This is a genomic window from Christiangramia qingdaonensis (assembly GCF_048381525.1).
Taxonomy (GTDB): Bacteria; Bacteroidota; Bacteroidia; order Flavobacteriales; family Flavobacteriaceae; genus Christiangramia.
Genome location: NZ_JBLWIM010000012.1, coordinates 442,532 through 466,494, shown reverse-complemented (window position 1 = coordinate 466,494; position 23,963 = coordinate 442,532). Strand labels below are relative to the sequence as shown.

Here is a 23,963-nt window from a genome sequence, read left to right as displayed (position 1 = left end):
TTTTAGTTAGTTGATACTTGTTTTAAATCTTCGGCTTTGATATCTGTTCCCAGTCGCTGCAGGTATGCAATAAGAGCTACGATCTCACGATCTCTCATTTCTGTGAACTCCTCGCCATTCTCTACAGCAAACTTTTTATCTGCCTCATAACTCTTAACAAAATCTGGATCCTGGTAAAGGTTCTTTTCAATTTCAGTTCCCTGTTCTGTCATCCACTGCTGGGCTCTTTCGATCTCCTCATCTGTATAAGGCACTCCTAGAGTTTGCATCGCACGCATTTTATCTTCAGTATCAGATTTGTCAAGTTCATCCTGAATTAGCCAGGTATAAGAAGGCATAATAGAACCTGAAGAAGTACTTTGAGGATCGTACATATGATTAAGGTGCCAGTTATCTGAATATTTCATACCCACCCTATGAAGATCTGGTCCGGTTCTTTTACTTCCCCAAAGAAATGGGAAGTCATACCTGTATTCACCAGCTTTCGAATATTCTCCATAGCGTTCCACTTCACTTCTAAAAGGTCGTACCATCTGCGAATGACAGGAAACACAACCTTCGCGGATATAAAGATCCCGGCCTTCCAATTCCAGAGGTGTGTATGGTTTTACACTGGAAATTACCGGCACATATTCATCTACCATTAATGATGGAACTATTTGCACAATACCTCCAACGAGGATAGCGAGGGTAGCAAAAATGGTAAGTTTTACAGGTCTTCTTTCAAGCCAGCTGTGGTAAGCTTCACCGGCAGTTCTTTTACTGGTTACCGGTTGCAATGCAGCAGCTTCAGCAAGCTCATCTTCCACGGCATTACCCTGACGTATCGTTTTTACAATATTATAAAGCATTACGAAAGCACCTACGATGTATAAACTTCCACCAATAGCTCTCATCCAGTACATTGGAATGATCTGCGTAACTGTTTCCAGAAAGTTACCGTAGGTTAGGGTTCCATCTGGATTGAACTGTTTCCACATAGAAGCCTGTACGAATCCCGCAACATACATTGGCAATGCGTAAATGATAATTCCCAGCGTTCCTATCCAGAAATGTGTGTTCGCCAGTTTAAGTGAATATAGTTTTGTTTTGAACAATCTTGGTACCAGCCAGTAGATCATCCCGAAGGTCATAAAACCATTCCATGCCAGTGCTCCAACATGTACGTGTGCAATGATCCAGTCACTAAAATGTGCGATGGCATTTACATTTTTAAGGGAAAGCATGGGACCTTCAAAAGTTGCCATTCCATACCCGGTAATTGCCACCACCATAAATTTCAATACAGGGTCTACTCTAACTTTATCCCAGGCTCCACGAAGCGTTAGCAAACCATTGATCATTCCACCCCATGATGGGAATAGTAGCATTACAGAAAAGGCAACTCCAAGGTTTTGTGCCCAATCTGGCAAAGATGTATATAGTAAGTGGTGAGGTCCAGCCCAGATATAGATAAATATCAGCGACCAGAAGTGAATGATCGATAGTCGGTAAGAATATACAGGACGATTTGCAGCCTTTGGAACAAAGTAATACATCAATCCAAGGAATGGCGTGGTTAGGAAGAATGCTACAGCATTATGACCATACCACCATTGTACAAGGGCATCCTGAACACCTGAATAAAAAGAATAACTTTTTAAAGCGCTTACAGGAATTTCAATATTATTAACGATATGGAGTACAGCAACGGTTACGAACGTGGCAAGGTAAAACCAGATCGCCACATACAGGTGGCGTTGTCTCCTTTTAATCATCGTACCAATAAGATTGGCACCAAAGGCTACCCAGATCACGGCGATCGCAATATCAAAAGGCCATTCCAGTTCTGCATACTCTTTAGAGGAAGTATACCCTAATGGCAGAGTGATCGCTGCTCCAATGATAATAAGCTGCCAACCCCAAAAGTTGATATTACTAAGGGCATCGCTCCACATCCTCGCCTTTAAAAGACGCTGGGTAGAATAGTATACCCCGGCGAAGATCGCATTCCCTACAAATGCGAAGATTACCGCGTTGGTATGCAGCGGCCTTAATCTACCAAAGCTAAGCCAGGGTATACCTTCGGTTATATTTGGAAAAATGAACATAAAAGCGAGCAGTAAGCCAACGCTCATACCAATAATGCCCCAGAACATGGTGGCAATGATAAATTTCTTTACGATCTTATTATCGTAATAGAATTGCTGTAGATCCATAATTAATTAAATTTCTCTTTATTGACGGGTTGATTTTCTTTCGCTGGAGATTTAACAAGTTCATCTTCAAAAAGCATTCGTACAGAGGGTGTATACACATCATCATACTGGCCTTTCCTGACTGAAACTATAAAGGCTACGAAAAAGATGATGGCCACCACAACACTAATAGCCAGTAACATGTAGATAATGCTCATTATTCTGTTAATCTGGGTGTAAAAGTATTTCGGGGAAAGGCTCTAAAAAATGACGATTGTCAGCTTTGAGATTTTATTTTATTTTTTAAGCTTTTTTGATAGAATTTGAGTGGCCAGCGTTGTAAAAATCACGATGCTTATGGAGCTTAGCGGCATAAGGATCGCAGCGACCACGGGCATAAGATTCCCGGTGACTGCAAAGGCAAGTCCGGTAATATTATACACGAGAGATAGTATAAAGCTCGCCTGGATAATACTGACTCCCTTTTTAGCCAGATCAAAATAATCGGCTAAATTCGATAATATGGAGGCATCCATGACGCCATCACAGGCAGGAGAAAATACATTGATATCTTCTGAAACTGCAATTCCAATTTCACTTTGCGCAAGGGCTCCGGCATCATTCAGGCCATCTCCAACCATCATTACCTTGCGGCCTCCATGCTGTAGTTGTCTAATGAACTCAAGCTTATCACCGGGCTTCTGGTTAAAGTGTATTCCCGATTCCACAGGAAGTAAACTTTGCAAACGATCGCGCTCCCCCTCATTATCTCCGGAAAGTACAATGATGTATTTGTCCCTGGAAAGTTGCTGGAACAGGCCAGACATTCCTTTTCTATAAGTATTTCTAAAACTGAAGCAACCTTTATATTGCTCATTCGAACTTATATGAACTGCAGTTTTCCCATTACTAATTTCTTCGGAATCACTTTCTCCGGTAAATCTTGCTGAGCCGATTTTTATACGATTTCCTTCGAAATCGCATTCAATTCCTGCGCCCACATATTCTTTATAGCTATCGGGCGTTCGTATACCGTGATGCTGAAGGATCGAATACAATGATCTACTTAAAGGATGTGAAGAGGCTTTTAGACTACCACCCAGCATTTGAAGTTCTTTATCACTTAGTTCAAGTCCCTCATATTCAGCAGTGGTTTGTCCCGTCGTGGTGATCGTTCCAGTTTTATCAAAAACTACTGTATCAATTGCCGCCATTCTTTCTATTACTGAAGCGTCCTTTAGATAGATTCCTTTCTTTCCGAAAATTCTAAGCAGGTTACCAAGGGTAAAAGGCGCAGCAAGGGCGATCGCACAGGGACAGGCAATAATTAATACCGCGGTGAATACGTTCCATGCTTTTGATGGATCTGCGAACAGCCAGAAAGTGGTAGCCAGGACTGCAATACTTAGCACGGCAATGGTAAAATTTTTACTAATCCTGTTGGTAAGCGACTGGAAACCGAAAGATCTGTCCTTCTGAAATACCTCATTACTCCATAATTCAGTAAGATAGCTCTGCTCTACCCGCTTGAGAACCTTCAGTTTAATTATGCTGCCTTTTTGCCTTCCTCCTGCGTAGACTTTATCTCCTTCAGCTTTATTCACAAGGTCTGCTTCCCCGGTGACAAAACTGTAGTCAATGTTCGCCTGTCCTTCCAGAATTTCAGCGTCCATTGGGATAAGTTCTTCATTTCTAATGAGCACAGTATCACCTTTCCTGATCTTATAAACCTGAACCTGTTCTTCAACTTGTTCATCTTCAGAAGAGATACGGGTAACAGCAATAGGAAAATATGATTTATAATCTCTTTCAAAAGAAAGAAACGAATAGGTTTTTTGTTGAAAGAACTTTCCGAGGAGAAGGAAAAATACGAGTCCGCTAAGGCTATCGAAAAATCCCGTTCCCAGGTCGAGTACAATTTCTGCAGTACTTCTCACGAATAGCACGAAAATTCCCAGGGCAATAGGAACATCAATATTCAGCATTCCAGATCTAAGTCCTTTATAGGCAGAAATGAAATAATCCTTACCCGAATAAAATACCACCGGCAGTGAAAAACTGAACATTAACCAACGAAACAAATATTTGAACTGATCCAGCCAGAATTCATTGATCTCAAAATATTCAGGAAATGAAAGAAACATGATATTTCCAAATGCAAAACCAGCAACCCCGAGTTTATAGATCAGGCTTCGATCATGTTCAGATTCTTTTTTCTCGAAATTGTCCAGAGAAATATTCGGTTCGTATCCAATCCTACTAAGCAGGATTACCAGGTTTTTCAGGCTGATCTCTTCAGCAGTAAAACTCAGCCTGATCGTTTTCTTCGGAAAGTCGACCTGGGAGCTTTTCACTCCGTCATGAAGTTTATGAAGGTTTTCAAGGATCCAGATACAGGAACTACAATGTATAGATGGAATGCTGAATGATACTATTTGTGTTTTCTCATGATCGAATTCCAGAAGCCTGTCTACAATCTCTGCATTTTCGAGGTATTCATATTTATCATCTTTTAGCTTTGGAGAAATTCCGGGCGCTTCCTGCAGGTCATAATAATAGGAGAGATCATTACTATTTAAGATCTCGAAAACAGTTTTACAACCAGCACAGCAAAATGATTTCTTCTCAAAGGTGATCAATTCCTCCAGGCAATCCTCGCCGCAATGAAAACATGATTCCATATATCACAAATAAAATTAAGGCTACAAAACTGCCCAATTTGATCTCCTTAAAATATGACGGGCGTCATCGAATACATTCTTTACAACTATAAGGTTTTCGCTAGCTCACGAGGTTTTAAAATATTTCAAAAGCTGACATTCATCATAATTTACGTCCTATCCCTACAGCATCTTTGTACAGATTTAAAAATGTAAATGATATGAGACCTTACAGCACTTTAATGATGTTCGCAACAATACTCCTTCTAAGTATTGGAGTAAATGCTCAATCCTACCAACTGAATAATGAAGCTTCCAGTCTTCACATAGATGGAACCTCTAATATTCACGACTGGACCATAAAAGCCGAAAACACCGGCGGTAATCTAAGCCTGGAATTTGAAGATTCCAGCCTGGAAGATATCGAACTACTGGAATTTACGGTAATGGCTAAAAGCCTGATGAGTGGAAAAAGCGGGATGGACAAAAATACCTATAAAGCTTTAAATACAAATAAACATAAGCAGATCACCTTCAAACTAAAGGATGTACAGAGCATCGAGAAAGTTTCCACGGGTATCTATAATGTAAAGACCACAGGTAGTTTGGAGATTGCAGGAACAAAAAGAGATATCAAACTTAATTTCAAACTAAAATCTTCCTCCAACGCGATCACTCTAACAGGTGAGCATAAGCTGAACATGACCAATTTTGGTGTGGAAGCACCAACAGCAATGTTTGGAACCATCACTACAGGAGAAGATGTCGTAGTAAAATTCGAATCCCAGTTCAATAAATAATAATTCAACCTTAAAATCAATAACTATGAAAACTTTCACTACATACCTAAGTATCGTATTAATGGCCCTTATGGCTATGCCAGCAATGGCTCAGACGCAACGTGATCTGGATAACTTCCGTTTCCGTGATCAAAGAGGTATTAATCAATTTGAAGCTCCAAAAGATACCGTAACCACATTTGATGGTGTACATGTAAGAGTTGGTGGTGCTTCCACTATCCAGTTCCAGACACTTAGCCAGGAAAACGATGGACCGATAGAACTGGTAGATCTTGGAAACAATTTTAACCTGGCAACAGCCAACCTGGATCTTGATGTGGCACTATACGACGGAGTAAGAATGCACTTGAGAACTTACCTTTCTTCTCAACACCACAACGAAGCCTATGTGAAAGGTGGTTATATACAGGTGGATAAACTTAATTTTATTAGCGAAGGATTTGCTGAAGATCTAATGGATCATTTAAGAATTAAGATTGGTCACATGGAAAATAACTATGGTGATGCCCACTTTAGAAGAACAGATAATGCCATGTCTACTTACAACCCTTTTGTTGGTAACTACATCATGGATGCATTTACTACTGAAGTTGGAGCAGAACTATATTACTTTGATGGTCCATGGTTAGGAATGGTTGGTATCACCAATGGTAAGCTTAATCAAAATGTATCTGATAAAGACCAAACCAGCCCTTCATTCCTTGCTAAATTAGGATTTGATAACCAGTTTTCTGAAAATGGAAGATTCAGACTTACAGGATCTGTATACCACAGTGCTCACAATGATGCCAGAGGAGTTTATCTTTACAGAGGTGACCGTGCCGGATCCAGATATTACGAAGTATTGAGTGATGTAGAAGGTGGTGGTGATGGTTTTAGAGGTGGTATGGTTGTACCGGATTTCAGAAATAAAATGACCTCTATCATGATTAACCCATTCGTGAAAGTTGGCGGACTTGAATTCTTCGGAATTTTTGAAACAACTTCAGGTAGAGATGGTGGCCAGTCTGATAACAGGACTTACAACCAGTATAGTGGAGAGCTTCTTTACAGATTTGGAAATAACAACGATTTTCATATAGGTGGACGTTACGGTATGGTAGACGGGGAACTTAGCAGCGGTGAGGACATCGATGTGAATAGATTTCAACTTGCAGCAGGATGGTTCATGACCAAGAATATTCTAATGAAACTGGAATATGTAACCCAGGACTACGACGGGTATCCAGTTACCGACATTCACCACGGAGGAAAGTTTGATGGCCTTATGGTAGAGGCGGCAATAAGCTTCTAATCCAGAATCAATGCTTGTAAGGGTAGCATAATTAGGCCATAAGGGACTAAATATGCTACCCTATTTTTAATAACCTCAAAATTTTCTGATCATGAAACGACTTTTAATATGCATTGGATTTGTGCTGTTTGGATGGTCTAACCAGGCTCAGAACGATTTCGAAAAAGAAACGATCCGGCTACTTCCAGAAAGTGAACTGATCATCTCGGGAAGTACGAACGTGAATAAGTTTCATTGTGAATTCGATATAGAACTGATATCAGATAGTAAACAGGTAAAATACCTTCATGAGCACGATCTTATAAAGTTTACTGACCTACAGCTAAATTTGCTTACCAAAGGGTTTGATTGCGGTAATAGAAAGATGAACTCAGATTTTCAGGATCTTTTAAAGAGCGATTCGTATCCACAGATCGTGATCGATATTGTGCAGGTTAGAGACTTAACTTCAGAAGAACCCGAAGCAGAAATTCGAGTAGAACTGGCTGGTCAAACCAATCATTACAAGTTGCAAGTTAGCATACATGAACAACGTTTTAAAGGAAAATTCAGAATGAATATTAGAGACTTTGGACTTGAGCCTCCTAAGAAAGCGATGGGTCTTATCATAGTCGACGAACATATTGAGGTAGCTTTCGATTTAAAGTTAGCACGTTAGAATAGCTCTGAGATTTTCGTTAAATTATAATGCTGACAAAATTTACCAAAACATAAAAAAATGAATGATCTAAAAATTGTATCAGCCCAGGACGCTGTAAAGGAAGTAAGATCTAACCAGAGAGTGTTCCTGCAGGGAGCTGCTATGACACCAAATATATTAATAGACGCACTTTGTGAGAGATACCAGGACCTTAAGAATGTAGAAGTCATACAGATCCATACGGAGGGAACAGCTCTTTATACTCAAGCTCCCTACCAGGATTCGTTTAAGACCAATAGTTGTTTTGTGGGTGGAAACGTTAGAAAGGCAGTAAATTCAGATTATGGAGCTTATATTCCTATTTTTCTAAGTGAGATCCATGTGCTCTTCCGAAGAAATATTCTTCCCATTGATTTTGCTTTTATCCAGGTTTCCCCGCCAGATAAGCATGGATATTGTTCTCTGGGAGTTTCCGTTGATATTACGCTACCTGCCATACAAAATGCAAAGAAAGTGATCGCCCAGGTGAATCCTCATGTTCCTAGAACACATGGCGACGGGATTATCCATATAAGTCAGATTGATGCTGCTATCGAGGTAAACCAGCCAATTCATGCTGCACATCCAGCTGAACCTACTGAAATTGAGAAACAAATAGGAAGACATGTGGCAGGTCTGGTAGAGGATGGCGCAACGCTACAAATGGGAATTGGAGGAATCCCGAATGTGGTGCTGAACAATCTAACCAATCATAAAAGACTGGGAATTCATACGGAGATGTTCTCAGATGGAATTCTACCACTTATCGAAAAGGGAGTCATCACTGGTGAAGAAAAAGAGATCAAAACCGGCAAACTGGTTACCTGTTTTGCGGTTGGTTCCCCGAAGTTATATGATTTCGTAGATGATAATCCACTGGTGCATTTTAAGGAAGCTGCTTACACCAATGATACGGCCATCATTAGAAGGAATCCAAAGGTGACCGCGATCAACTCGGCGATAGAAATTGACCTTACCGGCCAGGTTTGTGCAGATACCATCGGGAAAATACAATATTCTGGAGTGGGTGGACAAATGGACTTTATAAGAGGCGCTTCATTATCTCATGGAGGAAAAGCGATTTTTGCGATGCCTTCTGTAACCAGAAATGGAGTTTCCAAGATCGTTCCGTATCTAAAAGAAGGTGCCGGAGTGACTACCACCCGTGCTCATGTACATTACATTGCTACTGAATATGGAGTGGTTGATCTTTTCGGAAAGAATCTAAAACAACGAGCCGAGGCATTGATCTCGATAGCACATCCAGATCACCAGGATGAATTAGCAAAACAGGCTTTTGAGCGGTTGAACGCCTAAAACTTAATTAATTTTTTATACTACCGTAAGCGGAACGAATTCATACTGAAAGCGTTCCGTTTCTTATTTTATATCTGTTTATAACTGAAGATCAATTACTTCAGAAATAATATTTCAGGGATAGAAGAGCTGTTTAATGACTGTGGTCATATTTTAGAAGAATGCCTGAGGCTATTTTTACACCATCATTAAAACTAGAAATCATGACTTTTTATCAAAAACAACTTTCAGAATTTACAAGAGATTTTTACGCAGGAGCATCTACAGGGATTATCGTTTCAAGTTGTCTTGGATCCATTGCAGCCATGCTTATACTAATGAACGGTCACGCACTGGCAGATATGATCCAGCTTGGAATGATCGTAGTGGCCTGTATGTGGTACAATGCTTCAGTCCTGGCACAGTTAAAAGCAAAATTCGTTTTTAATTCTTTAATTATTAGCATATTAATGAGTACTACCTTCATTCTTATCAATATCTTTCAGTAGATGCAGAAAGATGTAAAGGATCGTGAGGATATTCATAAACTGGTACTGGAATTTTACAGAAAAGTTCGAGAGAATGAGGAAATAGGTTACTTTTTCAATACGACCATCCAGAATTGGGATTCACACCTGGAAAAGATCACAGATTTTTGGGAAAGCAACCTCTTTTTTACCGGTAGTTTTCAAGGAAATCCTGCCATCGCCCATGTAAAAGTTGACAGGGCACATCAAAATACGATTACCGAATATCATTTTGGTATCTGGCTCAACCTCTGGTTCCAGACCATAGATGAGCTTTATAATGGAAAAATGGCCTCCCGCCTTAAAAATAATGCTCGCAAGATGTCTACACACCTATTCCTTAGGATCTACCAGGGCAGACATTTAAAAAATTAAATATCTAATTTTTATAGCTCAAAGGCTGGATTATTCAGTTCCTGCTGAGTCTATCGGCTTCATTCTTTCAAACACTTTATAAAATACTAAGCAATTTGAAGCAGATTCATCAAGAGATGACTTTAGAAGTTTTAACCGTGGTACACGAAAATAGGGATCTCCACATTCATCTCTGCGGAAAAGCCGTGCCTTGAATGAAGCAATCTATCACAGATGCTCAAATTTTTCCCTACCACGAATATAATATGAAACTGTCTCTGAATTTCTCTGAATAGATCACGGGTAAATGGAACAGGAGTTTCAAACGGAATATCCCTGTTATCCTCTTTTGGATATTTAATATCCCCATCTTTAATCTCAAGCAGTGTAAATTGAGAAGATTGTAAGAATTGAAGTTTGTCCAGAATATTGTTCTGTTCCTGCACTGCTAAGACTGCGGGATCTACTGGAAAAACCGTCTTTTCAGGTTTCTCATACGTACATCCTCCAGGTACGGCAATAATGTTGCACTTAATCTTTCTAACTACCTCATAGGCATGATCCCCAAGAATTGGATGGGCATGCTCATTCTGGCTTACTGCGCCAATAAAGATCAAGTCAATCTTCTTATCTATGAGTGCTTTTCTAATAGCACCTATAAGATTTTCTGAAGACAGAATAAGATCGAATTTATGCAATTTTGGTTTAGAATACTCGCCAAGAGAATCTACGGTTCTCTGTAGCGCATCGAGCGTGGAAACCAATTCCTTTTCCAGGCCTTTACTAGCAGATCTCTCAAAATTGAAATTATGAATATTCAGAATATGAAAATTCACTTCCTTATCATGAAGGAAATCTACCGCATATTTACCTGCATTGGTCGAGGTTTCTGAAAAATCGGTTAGTATTAGAACATTCATCTATCTTCACTTAATACAGCGAAATTAGGCGAAGTCCTTCTGCAAAAAAATGATGAAAATCAGTTCTTATAAATTTAATGAGCTAGTATTCATTTTACCATTTTCAATGCCTGTGAATCCAGTAATTTTATATTCCTACCCTCGATCTCAATAAGTCCTTCTTTTTTAAATTCTGAAAGAGTTCTTATTAAACTTTCCGGAGCCATTCCAGCGACTCCAGCCAGGTCTGCTCTTGAAATCCTGATACTTTTTAAGGGATGTTTTTCGATCCTTTCAGCAAATAGAAGAATAGTATTGGCTGTTTTCTTTCGAACTGAGCCATAGGCCATATCCATTAACTGGTTTTTTAGCTCAGATAGATTATTGTTCAAAACCTCAACAAGTTGCATCGTGATCTTTGGGTTTCCAGCCAGGATCTTTTGAAATTCCTCTCTCGAAACCGTATACAACTGCGTCTCTTCCATAGCGGTGGCATAATCCTCATAAGATGACTGAGGATCATTTGCGTGATTTCCGAAAAAATCATCTTCCTTATACAGCTCGGTGATCAACTCCTTTCCCTGGTTATCCAGGCGATGAGCCTTTACAATCCCGCGTTTAACGAGATAGAAATAATTCGCGTGTTTATCTTTCTCATAAATGGTTTCTCCCTTTTTAAAATACTGGAGTTCCTGTTTTGAGAATAGTTCCCTGAGATCGTTCAGGTCTTTCAGCTTCTCCTCATCCTCAGGCGTTTCCTCTTTGATATAAGATTTTAGAATTGCCACTTTTGCGAGCCTGCTTTCAATAGCACTTAACAACTCTTCTTCTTCAAAAGGTTTGGTCAAATAATCATCGGCGCCCAGGTCCATTCCTTTGCGAATATCCTTATGTTCGGTTTTTGCTGAAAGAAATATGAATGGAATGTTTAAAGTTGAAGGATTTTTGCTGAGAGCTTCTAAAACTCCATAACCGTCAATCTCTGGCATCATGATATCGCAAATGATGATATCGGGAACTTCCTTCTTAGCGGTCTCGATTCCAAGTTTTCCATTAGATGCGGTGATCACATCGTAATTGGAAAGTTCTAGCAATTCTGCCGTATTTTCCCGCACTGTGACATCATCCTCTATTAGCAACAATTTTTTCATAAGTCGGCTTAAAATTTTATGAGGTTAGGACTTATCCATAGGAACTTCTATGGTAAAAGTGGTTCCTTTATTTTCTTCGCTTTCAAACTGGATTGTTCCTCCCAGGTTTTCAAGATGAGTTTTCGCAATGTTCAATCCAATTCCTGTTCCCTGGTCCAGCAAAGCATTTTCTGCTCTAAAATATCGCTCAAAAATATGTTTTTGATCTTTCTTCGGAATCCCTCTCCCCTGATCTTTAATTTTGAAAACGATTAAATCATCATGGAAATCGACCATGAATTGAATGGAAGTATTTTCAGGAGAATATTTGATCGCGTTGCCTAATAGATTGGAAAGAATCAATTCAAGGATCTTTTCATCCATAAAAAGCTCTACATCTTCGATATCTTTTGGGTAAGAGATCTCCTGACCATCCTTGAGGGTAATATTTGCATTGTAAATGACTTCGTTAATAAGTCGCTTTAGCCTGAATTTTGAAAATTTGTACTGTCCTCTTCCGCTGTCCAGACGTTCAATGGAAAGGAAATCATTCAGAATATTATTGAGGTAATGAACCTTATTCCTAATGGTCACGAGATGCTTCTCGCGCTTAGGCTGTTGTTCTTCTTTGGTATATTTTTCAGCAAGAGTAGCAGAAGTGAGGATTCCGCTCAAGGGAGTTTTAAATTCGTGAGATACCAGTGAAAGGAACTTGGTTTTTAGTTCATTAAGCTCTTTTTCTTTCTGAAGAGCATCTTTGATCTTTTCTTCAGCTTCTTTTCTGCGATTGATCTCTTCTCCAAGTTCGACGTTCAGGTTTTTAAGATCTTCTACACTTTCACTTAGTTCCCGGGTTCTAAGTTCAATTTTCTCTTCCAGCTCAGTATTTAGCTCTCTAATTTGCCTTTGGGTCTCCTTACGGATCGTGATATCGATGATTAGCGACATCACATACTTTTCACCCTCGATCTCAAATGGATTAAGACCTGCTTCCACAGGAAATAGTGAACCATCCTTTCTTACACCATAAAGATCACGGCCGTGACCCATCTGGCGTTTTTCACTATTATCAATAAACTGATCTACGTGTTTATGATGCACATGATGGTAGTCTTTGGGTACCAGACGATCAAGATGTTGACTCAATAATTCCCCTTGCTTATAACCGAACATTTCTTCAGCAGCAAGATTAGCTGCAACTACGATCTGCCTAGAGTCGACTACAATGATACCTTCAGAAGCTGCCTGGAACAGTAAATTAAGAATGTTCTTATTATCGAAAAAGTTTTCCTGCAAAGTGGGTTTCGTTTGAGATCACTAAGTTAAAATCTTTTTTATGATCCCCCATAAACTTGAGGCCTTATTCGTCTAGACCTGGAGTATGATCCTGATATCCATCCTTGAATGTTTTGCTGGTTTTATAATCATCGGTAAGGACTTTATAAACTGTAATGAGAAACAGCGCCTGGCCTGCGATCATGAGGTAAAAAACCGGTGCGAAACTAGTTCCTGTAGAAGCCAGTATGGTGAGAAGCAATAGCATCACACTGGTAATGATCAAAAAAGTTATTCCTGTAATTTTCATTGTTTTCTATTTAATTTACAGAAAATTAGAAGGAACGATTCATAATATTTATCTAAAATAGTTGAAGATAGATCAATATTTTCATGATTTCTGTCATATTTTTTCACGTATGCATCTTTTAGCTTTACGTATCGACCAAAAATTGTGATATTATGCTCAACCAGATACACTATGTGAAAATTCCTGAAAGTCCCGCACTGAGCAACTTTACGAACCGGAAACTAGATCTTCTTCGTCGAAGATATGATACCATACAGAATTTGCATGTTCATTTTAAGCTAGAAAATACCAGGCATGGAAATGCTAAATTTTGCGCGATAGAATGCACAACTCAGGGCTTCAGGATTCATGCCAGCGCTACCAGGGAATATTTTGAACACGCATTAAAGACGGCTATGAGCGAGTTGATAAAACAGCTTGAAAAGAGAAATGCCGTATTACAGATTGTCTAATTAAAAGCTAAGTATCATGAAAACTATATTCGTACCCGTAGACTTTTCAAAATATTCTGAAAACGCACTCGAAGTGGCCGCCGACTTGGCGAAAAAACATGGTTCCCGGATCATTCTCGCACATATGCTTGAAATAGCTAACTCCTACCTCACCAAGGATCAACAGCAGGAAGTATTTAACGTGATGTATTATATAAAGATCGCAGACCAGCATTTCAAAGAACTTCGGAAGAAGGAATACCTTAAAGGGATTGAAGTAGTGGAAGTGATGAAGCCCTATCGAATTTTCTCTGAAATTAATACCATCGCTGCGGAACATGATAGCGATTTAATCGTGATGGGATCTCATGGAGCGACGGGTATAAAAGAGGTTTTTATCGGTTCCAATACCGAAAAAGTGGTGCGTACAGCAGATATTCCCGTACTCGTTATCAAGGAGAGAAGTCCAGACTTCCATATTGATAAAGCGGTGTTCGTAACCGATTTTGATGATAGCAACCAGGATACTTTTAAAAGGGCCAGGAAATTCTTTAGTTATTTTGACGTTGAGCCTAAGTTGCTATATATTAATATTCCTGAAAAATTTATGAGCACAGCCGAAATAAAACGTAACGCACATAATTTTATGAGTACTGCAGGTATTGATCCTTCAGACTTCGACAAGCACGTAGTATTTTATGCTGATTATACCGCTGAAAGAGGTGTCTTCAATTATTGTGAAGAAGCGAAAATTGATGCTATCGCTATTTCAACGCATGGTAGAAAAGGTCTGGGGCATTTCTTCTATGGCAGTGTAGGAGAAGATGTTGCAAATCATGCTGATGTTCCAGTCATCACCTTTAAGATCTGAAAAATGAAGAAGGGAGCTACAAGTTATTAGCTCCCTTTTTTATTCTGAAACTAGAATATACTAGAAAGAATTCAGTGCTATTTTCACCATATCGCTGAGTTTTTGCTCTCTCATTTCTGCGGAAATTTCTTCAGTAGTTACCAGTGAATCAGAAATGGTTAAAATGGATAATGCTTTTACTCCAAATTTGGCAGACAGCGTGTATATTGCCGCAGTTTCCATTTCAGCACAAAGCACTCCATAATTAGCCCATTGTTTAAAATAATCAGGGTTCTCATCATAAAAGAAGTCAGATGAGAGAACGTTACCGGCATGAAATGGAATAGTGCTTTTTTCCGCGAAATTTATAGCTTTTAGTAGAAGGTCGATACTGGCGGTTGGAGCAAAGTCGGCACTACCAAACACAGCTCTGTTCAAGGAAGAATTTGTAGAAGCCGACATGGCGATCACAATATCCATCAATTTTAGCTCTGGCTGGAAAGCACCGGCGCTCCCAACCCTTATAAGGTTTTGAACTTTATAGGTCTCCAGCAATTCGTGACAATAGATGAGCGTTGATGGAATGCCCATTCCCGTTCCCTGAACCGAAACTCTTTTTCCTCTGTAATTTCCGGTAAAGCCGAGCATCCCCCGAATATTATTATAGCAAAAACTATCTTCGAGAAAGGTTTCAGCGATCCACTTTGCCCGTAAAGGATCCCCGGGAAGTAAGACCGTTTCGGCTATATCTCCTTTTTTCGCTTCTAAATGTATACTCATTTTGTTTGTATTGCTTTAGTTTCTGATGTGATTCAGAGGTCGATCAATTCCTCTTTTTAGTAATCTATGTTGTAAGAACTGTCGAATAGTTGAATAAAAGTATCGCTTAATATCTATACTGTCATTGAAAATAATTTCGCATCAGGTTTTTTCCTGATTAACCTGAGATCAAAAGCCATACACACATTTCTAACAAATGGCCTTCCTTTCTCGGTAACAATGATATAATTTGAATCTCTTTCTATGAGTCCGTCATCTGCCATCTCCTGTAAACTAATAAGGACATCAGGTAATTCCTGGAAAGTTTGATCTGCCGTATACCAGGAAGTTTTCAGCTTACACATTATATTGAGAACATGTTTTCTAATAATCAGATCTTCTTCGTTTAAAATATGTCCTCTTAATAAAGGGAGCATCCCATTATTCACCAGATTTTGATATTCTTCCACACCCTTCACATTCTGGGCGAAACCATACCAGCTATCACTAATCGCAGAAACACCAAGCCCTAACATAGCCTGAGTTTTCGAAGCCGTGTAGCCCATAAAATTTCTATGCAGCGTTTTATTATCTAGTGCCATACTGAGAGTATCAGATTTGAGGGCGAAGTGATCCATCCCAATTTCTACATAACCGGCATTTAATAACATTTGTTTACCAGTTTCATACTGCACGCGTTTTTCAGCCGCAGTGGGAAGATCCTTCTCGTTAAAACCTCTCTGCCCGCTACCTTTGATCCATGGAACATGGGCATAACTATAAAAAGCGATCCTGTCTGGCATTAGCTCCAGGGTACGTTGCATGGTATAAATGATATCGTTTCTGGTCTGAAATGGCAATCCAAAGATAATATCATGACCTACTGAAGTAAAACCAGCTTCCCTTGCATTTTGCGTTGCAAGTAGGACATTTTCATACGACTGAACTCTATGAATAGCTTTCTGTACTTCTGGGTTATAATCCTGAACTCCATAGCTTACCCGGGTAAATCCAAACTTTGCAAACAGCTCGAGATGTTCCCTACTGGTATTATTGGGATGCCCTTCAAAACTAAATTCGGAAGCTTTAGATCTTTTGGCGCGTTTGAATATTCCTTCCAGTAGGTAGCCCAGGTTTTCAGCAGAAAAGAAAGTGGGAGTTCCTCCTCCCAGGTGCAGTTCCCTGATGACCGGTTTTTCCGGAAATAAAGTACAGTACATCTCCCATTCTTTTAGAACCGAATTGATATAGGGAACTTCCATTCCATGGTTTTTTGTAATTCTCTTGTTACAACCGCAAAACGTGCAAAGACTTTCACAGAATGGTAGATGTATGTAGAGGCTTATACCTTCAGAAGAATTTGATTCTCTAAAACTTTGAAGTAGCGATGATTTCCAGGCAATTTCTGAAAAGCTGTCCTGATCCCAGTAAGGAACGGTTGGATAGCTGGTGTACCTTGGACCCTGTATATTATACTTCTGAACTAAGGCTGAATGAGTCATAGTAAAATTTTGAATTCAAAACTATGAACAGGTTCAAAAAGGAAATATGACAACCGTCAGCTAAGAGGAAATCTTCTCTTCTGAAGTAACTTCAGAATCAATGTAAAATCGAGTCGTCATAGTAAAAAGGTTTAGCAACTAAAGTGTTGAATTATAATAGGATAAGAAAAGTTCTATAGCACTAAAATGCTTGTAGTTCTAAAATAGAATAGCACCTAATACTAAAAATCCTGCACGATCATATGCAGGATTTAAAACTTTAATATATCTGAACTTGACTATTTGGCCTGAATCAACTGATAAGCTTCTCTAACCTGGCCTTTGATCATTTCTGGCATCTGGCTTTGATCCAGTTTTTCGAATTGCTCAAGATCAAGGTCGGGACCTACCAGATACTGATACTTTCGATCTTCGCTTACTATTATAGACACAATAGCAAAATGATCTCTTTGAGAGGTATTTATGGCTACCTGATCTGGAATTACTTCAAATTCTATATTGAAATTTTGAAGGTTTTCATCGATCTCTGTTTTATCCATATTAAGATAAAGATCGTCCAGGATCTTCTGGCCACTATTATATTCAACTATTTCGCCATTATCATTTTTTAATTTCATATTCTCCATTTCTTCTAAGTTTATGAAAGCTAAGATATCATCACTTTCAGATTTTTTTCAAAAATAAAAACCAAAACCCTGGTAAAATAATCTAAAAGTTGGTTCTGGAATTGCTCTAAACGTATATCAGAGCTTTTCACCGACTTTTCTACTACTCAGGAGTATGTAAACAACCTCAAGCGTTGAATTGCAGTGCTGAAAGAGTTTGAGATAATAGATTTTATAGAAAACCTTGTCCAAATAATATGATTATAGACTAATTAGAGAGAAAAAGTCTATTTATATTAAAAGACAGGTATGATCTATCCTTGCCAGAGTAAGTCATTAATCTCCTCATGGGAAACAATGGAATTCGCTCCAGCTTTAGAAGCTACCAATCCCGCTAGAGCACAAGCAAAATCTAAGGCCAAATTGGGTCTTTTTCCTTGAATTAATTGGGATATGTAACCCGCTAGAAAAGAGTCTCCCGCACCAACGGTATCTTTTACTTTTACCAAAAAACCCGTGTTGTGGTAGAATTTTCCATCGTAAAATAAAGTTACACCACAAGCTCCCAGGGTAACGCAAATATGATCTGTTTGAGTATGTTCAGAAACCAATTTGAGCATATCTGTCACTGAGGTGGCACTATCACCTTTCAAATAATTGCAAACCTCTTCAAGCTCATCTCGGTTAAGCTTGATGAAGTCGGCATAGGACATTAAATCAACTAAAGTGGCCATATCATAATGTGGCTTTCGCAGGTTTACATCCAGCACCTTATAATTGGCTGCTTCGAGAAGTTCAAATAAGGTTTTTCGAGAAACTTCATTTCTATTTACCAGACTTCCGTAAATGAAATAATTTGCTTCCATAACCTTTTTCTTTAACACCTGGGTAGGTTCAATGAAATCCCAGGATGCTGGAAACCTGATGTCATAGGACGCATTCCCATTCGTATCTACATCAACGTTTACAATACCCGTTTCGTAATTCTTATCTTCCTGGATAATATGACTTTGTCCGTTCTCACTCAAAAATTCTACGAGTTTTTCTCCATATTGATCATTACCAACTTTACTGATTATCGTTGAATCTACTTTCAGGGAATTCAGCCTTAAAGCCACATTTAAGGGTGCTCCTCCAATTTTTTCTCCTGTGGGCAGTAAGTCCCAAAGGACTTCTCCAAAACAAACTACATTTTTAGACATAATCTACCTTAAAAGTTATTCAACGTATTTCCAGTCAATTGCATTCATTTGCCAGATAGATAAACTCTTTATCTTTTTATTGTCTGGACTTATTATCTTCAAACCTTCTGCATCTTCCTTTTGAAAATAAATTCTATCAGTGATAGAAACTTTATCGTTAATATAAATTTCAACCATAGAGCGATCCAGGAATACACGAATATTTAGTTCCGAAATATCATCACCAACGGGTGCTTTCAAAGCTTTAAAAGCGCGCTCGGGATTTTCCTGCTTTTTATTAAAAACAACAGACTTTGTATCGGGATCGTAATAGATCATAGCTTTGGTATAACCATCACTGGTACGGCGTACTTCTATGCCCTGCTTAGAATCTGAAGCTTCAAGATTCATTTCAATTTCAAACTGATCTCCTTTTACCTCAATAAGCTCAGCGTTAAGGGTTTCTATGCTACAATCATCGCAGGATACCAGTTCCTCTCCTCTTAAACTTTTAATTTCTTCAATAGGAGCAAATCTTAGTTCGTTGGAGTCATTTAACCATAACTCTATGGGCAGTCCGGCATTATGTGCCCATCCCATATTATATGTATCTAAGTTTCCATATTTCCCCTGTGCGATGGAGAATACAATAGTTCTTCCAGTTTTTGGATCAACAAATCCGCTGGGACCTGTAAAACCAAAATCTCCATAATCCATTAATTTCGGTTCAGGATCATCCGGTACAAATTGCTTTTTATCCTGATCGAATTCTCCTATCCAATAGAAGACCTCTACATCAGCTTCATTTCTAAGTGGTAGGACGAGGAGTGCGTACTTTTCTGTCTTAGAACCGTCTTCTCGGCTCAAAGGAAGAAATATTGGTAACTCCCATACACCTCCCAGATAAGGATACTTTTCAATATCTGAAATATAAAATGGCTTCACATAACTCCAATTTATAGCATCTTCAGACTCAAATAAAGGAGCGCTTCCTCCTTTTCCCTCGATCCCGGAACCAACAATCATATAATATTTATCTTCGATCTGGAAAACAAAAGGATCACGAAATTCATTTTTTTTGTATTCGTCAGGTTTGTCGACTATAATATTCGTTTTCTCCCATGCCTGAAGGTTTTTATCTGTAGTATCCATTGGGATCGCAATGGATGTATATTGATTCTGATCCTTAGATAGATTGCCTGCGGTATAAAATAACATAGGTGTGTTATTGGGTCCTACATAGGCAGAACCAGACCAGATACCATCAGGTGCCATGAGACCCTTTTCGGGAGCTAAAGCAATTTTAGTATGTTTCCAGTTAATCATATCATCACTAACCCAATGTCCCCAATGAATTTGCCCCCAATAAGGTCCAAATGGATTATGCTGGTAGAACAAATGATACTTGCCATTGTAATACATGGGCGCATGTGGTTCATTCATCCAGTGAGCCGGAGCTGTAGCATGATAGGCTGGTTTAAAGCGCTCGCCAGAATACTTTGAATAATCCAGTCGCAAAGCTTTCTCCAGAACCGTGTTTCTTAATCTGGTTAATTTGCTTCGATTAATATTATCAGGTTCTGCCAAGCTAGATATTTCCACCTCGTCGAGCAATCCACTGATCATATTAAATTTAAATTTTTCACTAAATCCACCTGCATCTGAATTTCGACCTATCCTCAAATTCAGCTTTTTTTTATAAAAATCCTGAAAGTTTATTTTAAAGGACTCTTCCAGAATAGCTTTATCATTTATTCTAAGCTTTACCTCATGTCCGTTTTTAATTAACGAAACATAATTCCAACTATTTTTGTCTAAAAATGAATTCTCATTTGTTATTCTTTCAGAAGTTGCACCTTGCTGAATCTCTACAGCTAACTGGCCATGCTTAAGCATTCCTATTCTAAAAGCGGTAGTATCCCCCTGGCTATAGAAATCAAGAATTGATGAAAGTTTATTTCCGATAGCACTGTCAAATGCTCTTGGTGCAATCCAAAAACTAATTGCAAAGTCATTTTTTAATTCAACTTCTTTTATCTCAAGATAAGTGGAATAACCGTCAAAGAGCAGACTACCATTTTTAACCCCTTGCTCTTTCCATAGGTATTGAGGTTTTACCTCATGCATAGAATAAGAGGAATTGAAAAGTTGGACCTGATGATCCTCCTGAAATTCTTCCCACCATTCACTCCCGTCAAAACTCAAGGCAAGTTGAGTCTCTTGCGATCTTCCATACACCGTGAAAAGAGAAATTATAAAAAATAAGAAAGCTGATCTAAACATAAGAATAATTAAAAACTGGCTAAAGGAATTAAAGACCTTCAGCCAGTAAGTGGCTAATTTCTATAAAGTAGATAGGTAGTCAATCGAGTTCTTATACATTCCTTCTATATTATCTCGATATTCGTTTGTACGGCCATCATTCATATTCCACTCAATACCTCCAATACCTATAGCGATAATAGTACCACTATAAGGTGATTTTGGTTGAAATTCTATAATCCCTGGACAACATTCATCTGCAACACCACCCCAAACAGCAAGCACAACTCCATTATATAATCTTTCAAACTCTCCGAATTGTCCTAATTGATGTCCTGCGGCTAAAAGAGGAGAAGCATCCCATAGATTATTATGGTCTTCTCTATATCCAGCATCGATAACTGGGATGAATCCATTTTCATCAAATTCAATAAGCCCAGGATTAAAGGAATAAATGGGGTGATTAAGCTTCGAGTTTGCGAAATTCACTCCGCCATCAATTGTCCAGGTATCAGGAGAGTCAAACCCTTCCCCATTACCTTGAATGGTTTGCATGCCGCTTTTATCCCTACCGATCGTTTCAGCAAAGCTAGTGGCCATACCGCCTAAAAGCATCTTACCACCTTCAACTACATATTGTATGAAAGCAGATTTACTATTGCCTTCTGTAAATACTGCAGGAAGTTCTGAGGAGCCAACCTGGTCGTAATAAAAAACTACTACATTAAACTCCTCCAGATCTTCATAGGTGACTTCTGCAGCATTTATATATTCAAAGTCTTCGGGATAAGTCTCATTTACCCATTGAGCCGCAGCGACAATATCATCATCAGCATTAGCAATTAACTCGTCGTAACTTTCGGCCGCTCCAAGAAATCCTATTTTACTAGGTAGTACTCTTGTAATTAACTGATAATTACGCGTCGAATTTCCATAGATCGCAGAAATTTCCTGTCGCTGTGAAAGATCTAAAACTGTACCGCTTGGGGGATCAATCTGGACGCCATCTGGAGCTTCTATTTCCAATTCTACACTTGTAACATCGGTACGAGGTGGAAGCACCAGGTTTATTGTACTCTGTAGATTATTTACAGTTGCTTTGGTTCCGTTTCCTGATAGTTCAGTGACTATATTTAGCACGGGATCTAAGTCCTCATCAAAATTTTCTCTTTCGTCACATGATACAAACATGGTTATGGAAAGGAAACAAAGAATATAATATTCAAACTTCTTTATCATAGTGCGTGATTTTTAATCTTCTAAATTATATAGGTAGTCTAAAATATTACCGGTAAATCTTTCAATATTGGACTGGTAATCGTTTACAGTTCCATTAGAATCCCACTCATATCCAACAATAGTATTCTGGATACTAAAAATAGAACCTTTAAAATCTGTGGAAATTTGATCATCGAACATTTCATGGTTATTAATATCAGTTCTGTTCCATAAAACTGCTCCATATCCGAAGGCATCTCCAATATGTCTCAGCGTTCCAAATTTTGTTGCAGCCAGAGTTTGTTCAAATGTTGTTGCCGCATCTTGTCCACAACAACTTGGATCTAGAATCCCGTCAAAATGTTGCCACCAGATCAAACGTACTTCTCGTGTTGCTGAATTTTGAAGCGCCAGGTACTCTCCATTTTCAAAACTTAATCCTTCAAATACCGGATGTCCCTGTCTATCCAGCGAATTATTGGTAGGACGCATCCCAAGCCCCCAAATGTCGTCTGCTGGTTTTCCTGTATCAACACAACCTCCAGATTCAGCACATCCAAATTCCGAGTAAACATAATTTCCTGGCTCTCTAGGAGCTGAAAAGTCCGCTGGAACACGATCTAAAGAGAAAATCAAAGGATTTGCATCTCCGGCAATTAACATATCTCCTCCGTTCTGAACCCAGTTCTTCAATACCTGGGCTTTAGCTCCTTCAGGTCTTAAACTTGGAGGTAATAAAGTTGAAGCATTATCAGGAGTAGCGCTATAACCTAAATCTTCAGCGGGGGATAGATAATAAATCATGGCTACCTTGATTTCAGCCATGGTTTGTGGAGAAATCTCACTGAACTGGATATATTCAAAATCATCTCCATATGTATTTTGCATCCATGTAGCTGCAGCTTTAGCGTCATCATCAACAAGAGATTCTATATCCGCATGCTCGCCTAAAAATGCATACTTAGTAGGATTTGCCTGTTGAGTCTCCACTGTCACGGTGTAAGTTTTAGTTACATTCTCTGTATTGGTAACTGTATATTCAACCGGTTCTGTAAAATCAGTTTCAACTTCTGATGCAGGATCTATAGATTGTCCTTCTGGCAGATCAATTATCGGACTAAGGTTAGTAAGATCTGTTCCTGCAGGCATGGAAACATAAATAGTGCTTTCCTCATTATCGATTACTCCCGAAGATTCTTCTATCGTAAATGAATTGATTTTTGGTCCTTCAATTTGATTTACTACTACAGTATATTCGCTAGCACTAAATCCGTCATTAGAAAGTACAGTATAAGTAACCGGGCTTGTAAAATTCCTGGAAACTCCAGAAGCCACATCAACACTAGTACCATCTGCAATCACAAAGTTAGGTGCGAGATTAGCAATATCACCATCCTGGCTTCCTATTTCTACATTGATAGTATTGTTATCTTCATCAATTACACCTGTATTTTCGCCTATAGTAAAGCTTAGAATTTTTGGATCTCCAAATGCACCAACCATGGCTGTATATTCTCTATTCGCACCATTTTCAGCCATTGTTTGAAAAACTACCGGTCCACTCGAAAAATCGATAGTTGAACCAGATTCGGGCGTTACTGTTGTTCCTTCAGGAACGCTTAACATTACATTAATTGAGGAGAGATCTGTTCCTGCGGGTAAAGTCATCGTAATTGTTGCAGATGAATGTTCTATTTGAGCGAACTCTCCATTCACCTCGAAAGACCTAATTATCGCCTGAGCGAAATCTGGCA

The 23,963-nt window shown here is 38.9% G+C and carries 22 protein-coding genes; 8 read left to right on the top strand and 14 right to left on the bottom strand.

From position 1 onward, the window contains the following. Window positions 1-2: 2 nt before the first annotated feature. The 3 genes from ccoN to ACNI3T_RS06970 form a co-directional block, all read right to left on the bottom strand. Entirely contained in the window at window positions 3-2,198 is a 2,196-nt protein-coding gene (gene ccoN, locus ACNI3T_RS06980) for a cytochrome-c oxidase, cbb3-type subunit I (RefSeq protein WP_418227207.1), read from the bottom strand. A gap of 2 nt (window positions 2,199-2,200) precedes the next feature. Further along, the gene (gene ccoS / locus ACNI3T_RS06975) at window positions 2,201-2,395 is read right to left on the bottom strand and encodes a cbb3-type cytochrome oxidase assembly protein CcoS (protein ID WP_026913724.1); all 195 of its coding nucleotides are present in this window, start codon (window positions 2,393-2,395) and stop codon (window positions 2,201-2,203) included. A gap of 78 nt (window positions 2,396-2,473) precedes the next feature. After that, window positions 2,474-4,858: a heavy metal translocating P-type ATPase gene (locus tag ACNI3T_RS06970; protein WP_418227206.1), complete on the bottom strand. Its 2,385-nt coding sequence runs from the start codon at window positions 4,856-4,858 to the stop codon at window positions 2,474-2,476. A 200-nt stretch (window positions 4,859-5,058) separates the two neighbouring features. On the opposite strand from ACNI3T_RS06970, the gene ACNI3T_RS06965 reads away from it, so the two are divergent. The 6 genes from ACNI3T_RS06965 (at window position 5,059) to ACNI3T_RS06940 (ending at window position 9,808) form a co-directional block, all read left to right on the top strand. Next, window positions 5,059-5,637: a YceI family protein gene (locus ACNI3T_RS06965; protein ID WP_418227205.1), complete on the top strand. Its 579-nt coding sequence runs from the start codon at window positions 5,059-5,061 to the stop codon at window positions 5,635-5,637. Between the two features lie 25 nt (window positions 5,638-5,662). Then, window positions 5,663-6,931: a hypothetical protein gene (locus ACNI3T_RS06960; RefSeq protein ID WP_418227204.1), complete on the top strand. Its 1,269-nt coding sequence runs from the start codon at window positions 5,663-5,665 to the stop codon at window positions 6,929-6,931. A 91-nt stretch (window positions 6,932-7,022) separates the two neighbouring features. Further along, window positions 7,023-7,589 carry a YceI family protein gene (locus tag ACNI3T_RS06955; RefSeq protein WP_418227203.1) on the top strand — a complete coding sequence of 189 codons (567 nt, stop codon included), beginning with the start codon at window positions 7,023-7,025 and terminating at the stop codon, window positions 7,587-7,589. Between the two features lie 60 nt (window positions 7,590-7,649). Beyond that, on the top strand, window positions 7,650-8,927 hold the full coding sequence (locus ACNI3T_RS06950; protein ID WP_418227202.1) for an acetyl-CoA hydrolase/transferase family protein: 1,278 nt from the start codon (window positions 7,650-7,652) through the stop codon (window positions 8,925-8,927). A gap of 203 nt (window positions 8,928-9,130) precedes the next feature. Further along, window positions 9,131-9,415 carry a hypothetical protein gene (locus tag ACNI3T_RS06945; protein ID WP_322301549.1) on the top strand — a complete coding sequence of 95 codons (285 nt, stop codon included), beginning with the start codon at window positions 9,131-9,133 and terminating at the stop codon, window positions 9,413-9,415. After that, a complete protein-coding gene (locus tag ACNI3T_RS06940) occupies window positions 9,416-9,808 on the top strand; it encodes a group III truncated hemoglobin (RefSeq protein ID WP_418227201.1) in 393 nt (130 codons plus the stop codon). It abuts the gene before it with no gap. Between the two features lie 131 nt (window positions 9,809-9,939). On the opposite strand, the gene ACNI3T_RS06935 is transcribed toward ACNI3T_RS06940, so the two are convergent. The 4 genes from ACNI3T_RS06935 to ACNI3T_RS06920 form a co-directional block, all read right to left on the bottom strand. Beyond that, on the bottom strand, window positions 9,940-10,707 hold the full coding sequence (locus ACNI3T_RS06935) for a universal stress protein (RefSeq protein WP_418227200.1): 768 nt from the start codon (window positions 10,705-10,707) through the stop codon (window positions 9,940-9,942). A gap of 89 nt (window positions 10,708-10,796) precedes the next feature. After that, window positions 10,797-11,837: a response regulator gene (locus ACNI3T_RS06930; protein WP_418227199.1), complete on the bottom strand. Its 1,041-nt coding sequence runs from the start codon at window positions 11,835-11,837 to the stop codon at window positions 10,797-10,799. 24 nt (window positions 11,838-11,861) lie between these two features. Then, complete coding sequence (locus ACNI3T_RS06925) at window positions 11,862-13,112, bottom strand: PAS domain-containing sensor histidine kinase (RefSeq protein ID WP_418227198.1); 1,251 nt, start codon at window positions 13,110-13,112, stop codon at window positions 11,862-11,864. A 64-nt stretch (window positions 13,113-13,176) separates the two neighbouring features. After that, window positions 13,177-13,401 (bottom strand): hypothetical protein, encoded by a 225-nt coding sequence (locus ACNI3T_RS06920; protein ID WP_418227197.1) that lies wholly within the window; start codon window positions 13,399-13,401, stop codon window positions 13,177-13,179. 152 nt (window positions 13,402-13,553) lie between these two features. Between ACNI3T_RS06920 and ACNI3T_RS06915 the strand changes: the two genes are divergently transcribed. Both ACNI3T_RS06915 and ACNI3T_RS06910 read left to right on the top strand, forming a co-directional pair. Continuing rightward, entirely contained in the window at window positions 13,554-13,853 is a 300-nt protein-coding gene (locus ACNI3T_RS06915) for an HPF/RaiA family ribosome-associated protein (RefSeq protein WP_418227196.1), read from the top strand. Between the two features lie 16 nt (window positions 13,854-13,869). Then, window positions 13,870-14,703 (top strand): universal stress protein, encoded by an 834-nt coding sequence (locus tag ACNI3T_RS06910; RefSeq protein ID WP_418227195.1) that lies wholly within the window; start codon window positions 13,870-13,872, stop codon window positions 14,701-14,703. A gap of 60 nt (window positions 14,704-14,763) precedes the next feature. Here ACNI3T_RS06910 and deoD read toward each other — a convergent pair whose 3' ends face one another. From deoD to ACNI3T_RS06875, 7 genes are all read right to left on the bottom strand, one after another. After that, window positions 14,764-15,462, bottom strand: a complete 699-nt coding sequence (gene deoD, locus ACNI3T_RS06905; protein WP_418227194.1) for a purine-nucleoside phosphorylase — start codon at window positions 15,460-15,462, stop codon at window positions 14,764-14,766. A gap of 113 nt (window positions 15,463-15,575) precedes the next feature. After that, window positions 15,576-16,943, bottom strand: a complete 1,368-nt coding sequence (gene hemN / locus ACNI3T_RS06900; RefSeq protein WP_418227193.1) for an oxygen-independent coproporphyrinogen III oxidase — start codon at window positions 16,941-16,943, stop codon at window positions 15,576-15,578. Window positions 16,944-17,221: 278 nt separating this feature from the next. Then, the gene (locus tag ACNI3T_RS06895; protein WP_418227192.1) at window positions 17,222-17,569 is read right to left on the bottom strand and encodes a hypothetical protein; all 348 of its coding nucleotides are present in this window, start codon (window positions 17,567-17,569) and stop codon (window positions 17,222-17,224) included. A gap of 293 nt (window positions 17,570-17,862) precedes the next feature. Continuing rightward, entirely contained in the window at window positions 17,863-18,750 is an 888-nt protein-coding gene (locus tag ACNI3T_RS06890; RefSeq protein WP_418227191.1) for a carbohydrate kinase family protein, read from the bottom strand. A gap of 15 nt (window positions 18,751-18,765) precedes the next feature. After that, window positions 18,766-21,012 carry a glycoside hydrolase family 32 protein gene (locus tag ACNI3T_RS06885; protein WP_418227190.1) on the bottom strand — a complete coding sequence of 749 codons (2,247 nt, stop codon included), beginning with the start codon at window positions 21,010-21,012 and terminating at the stop codon, window positions 18,766-18,768. A gap of 60 nt (window positions 21,013-21,072) precedes the next feature. Further along, window positions 21,073-22,230, bottom strand: a complete 1,158-nt coding sequence (locus ACNI3T_RS06880) for a DUF4960 domain-containing protein (RefSeq protein WP_418227189.1) — start codon at window positions 22,228-22,230, stop codon at window positions 21,073-21,075. A 12-nt stretch (window positions 22,231-22,242) separates the two neighbouring features. Beyond that, window positions 22,243-23,963: DUF4960 domain-containing protein (locus ACNI3T_RS06875; protein ID WP_472272387.1), on the bottom strand; the 1,721-nt coding region annotated here is incomplete at its 5' end.

Excerpts from the sequence above, each read along its gene's own strand:
- ACNI3T_RS06895 (WP_418227192.1), bottom strand. The coding sequence starts at position 17,569 with ATGGAGAATATGAAATTAAAAAATGATAATGGCGAAATAGTTGAATAT.
- ACNI3T_RS06945 (WP_322301549.1), top strand. The coding sequence starts at position 9,131 with ATGACTTTTTATCAAAAACAACTTTCAGAATTTACAAGAGATTTTTAC.
- ACNI3T_RS06950 (WP_418227202.1), top strand. The coding sequence starts at position 7,650 with ATGAATGATCTAAAAATTGTATCAGCCCAGGACGCTGTAAAGGAAGTA.
- ACNI3T_RS06955 (WP_418227203.1), top strand. The coding sequence starts at position 7,023 with ATGAAACGACTTTTAATATGCATTGGATTTGTGCTGTTTGGATGGTCT.
- ACNI3T_RS06930 (WP_418227199.1), bottom strand. The coding sequence starts at position 11,837 with ATGAAAAAATTGTTGCTAATAGAGGATGATGTCACAGTGCGGGAAAAT.
- ACNI3T_RS06960 (WP_418227204.1), top strand. The coding sequence starts at position 5,663 with ATGAAAACTTTCACTACATACCTAAGTATCGTATTAATGGCCCTTATG.
- hemN (WP_418227193.1), bottom strand. The coding sequence starts at position 16,943 with ATGACTCATTCAGCCTTAGTTCAGAAGTATAATATACAGGGTCCAAGG.
- ACNI3T_RS06920 (WP_418227197.1), bottom strand. The coding sequence starts at position 13,401 with ATGAAAATTACAGGAATAACTTTTTTGATCATTACCAGTGTGATGCTA.
- ccoN (WP_418227207.1), bottom strand. The coding sequence starts at position 2,198 with ATGGATCTACAGCAATTCTATTACGATAATAAGATCGTAAAGAAATTT.
- ACNI3T_RS06965 (WP_418227205.1), top strand. The coding sequence starts at position 5,059 with ATGAGACCTTACAGCACTTTAATGATGTTCGCAACAATACTCCTTCTA.
- ACNI3T_RS06890 (WP_418227191.1), bottom strand. The coding sequence starts at position 18,750 with ATGTCTAAAAATGTAGTTTGTTTTGGAGAAGTCCTTTGGGACTTACTG.
- ACNI3T_RS06880 (WP_418227189.1), bottom strand. The coding sequence starts at position 22,230 with ATGATAAAGAAGTTTGAATATTATATTCTTTGTTTCCTTTCCATAACC.
- deoD (WP_418227194.1), bottom strand. The coding sequence starts at position 15,462 with ATGAGTATACATTTAGAAGCGAAAAAAGGAGATATAGCCGAAACGGTC.
- ACNI3T_RS06935 (WP_418227200.1), bottom strand. The coding sequence starts at position 10,707 with ATGAATGTTCTAATACTAACCGATTTTTCAGAAACCTCGACCAATGCA.
- ACNI3T_RS06915 (WP_418227196.1), top strand. The coding sequence starts at position 13,554 with ATGCTCAACCAGATACACTATGTGAAAATTCCTGAAAGTCCCGCACTG.
- ACNI3T_RS06885 (WP_418227190.1), bottom strand. The coding sequence starts at position 21,012 with ATGTTTAGATCAGCTTTCTTATTTTTTATAATTTCTCTTTTCACGGTG.
- ACNI3T_RS06940 (WP_418227201.1), top strand. The coding sequence starts at position 9,416 with ATGCAGAAAGATGTAAAGGATCGTGAGGATATTCATAAACTGGTACTG.
- ccoS (WP_026913724.1), bottom strand. The coding sequence starts at position 2,395 with ATGAGCATTATCTACATGTTACTGGCTATTAGTGTTGTGGTGGCCATC.
- ACNI3T_RS06970 (WP_418227206.1), bottom strand. The coding sequence starts at position 4,858 with ATGGAATCATGTTTTCATTGCGGCGAGGATTGCCTGGAGGAATTGATC.
- ACNI3T_RS06910 (WP_418227195.1), top strand. The coding sequence starts at position 13,870 with ATGAAAACTATATTCGTACCCGTAGACTTTTCAAAATATTCTGAAAAC.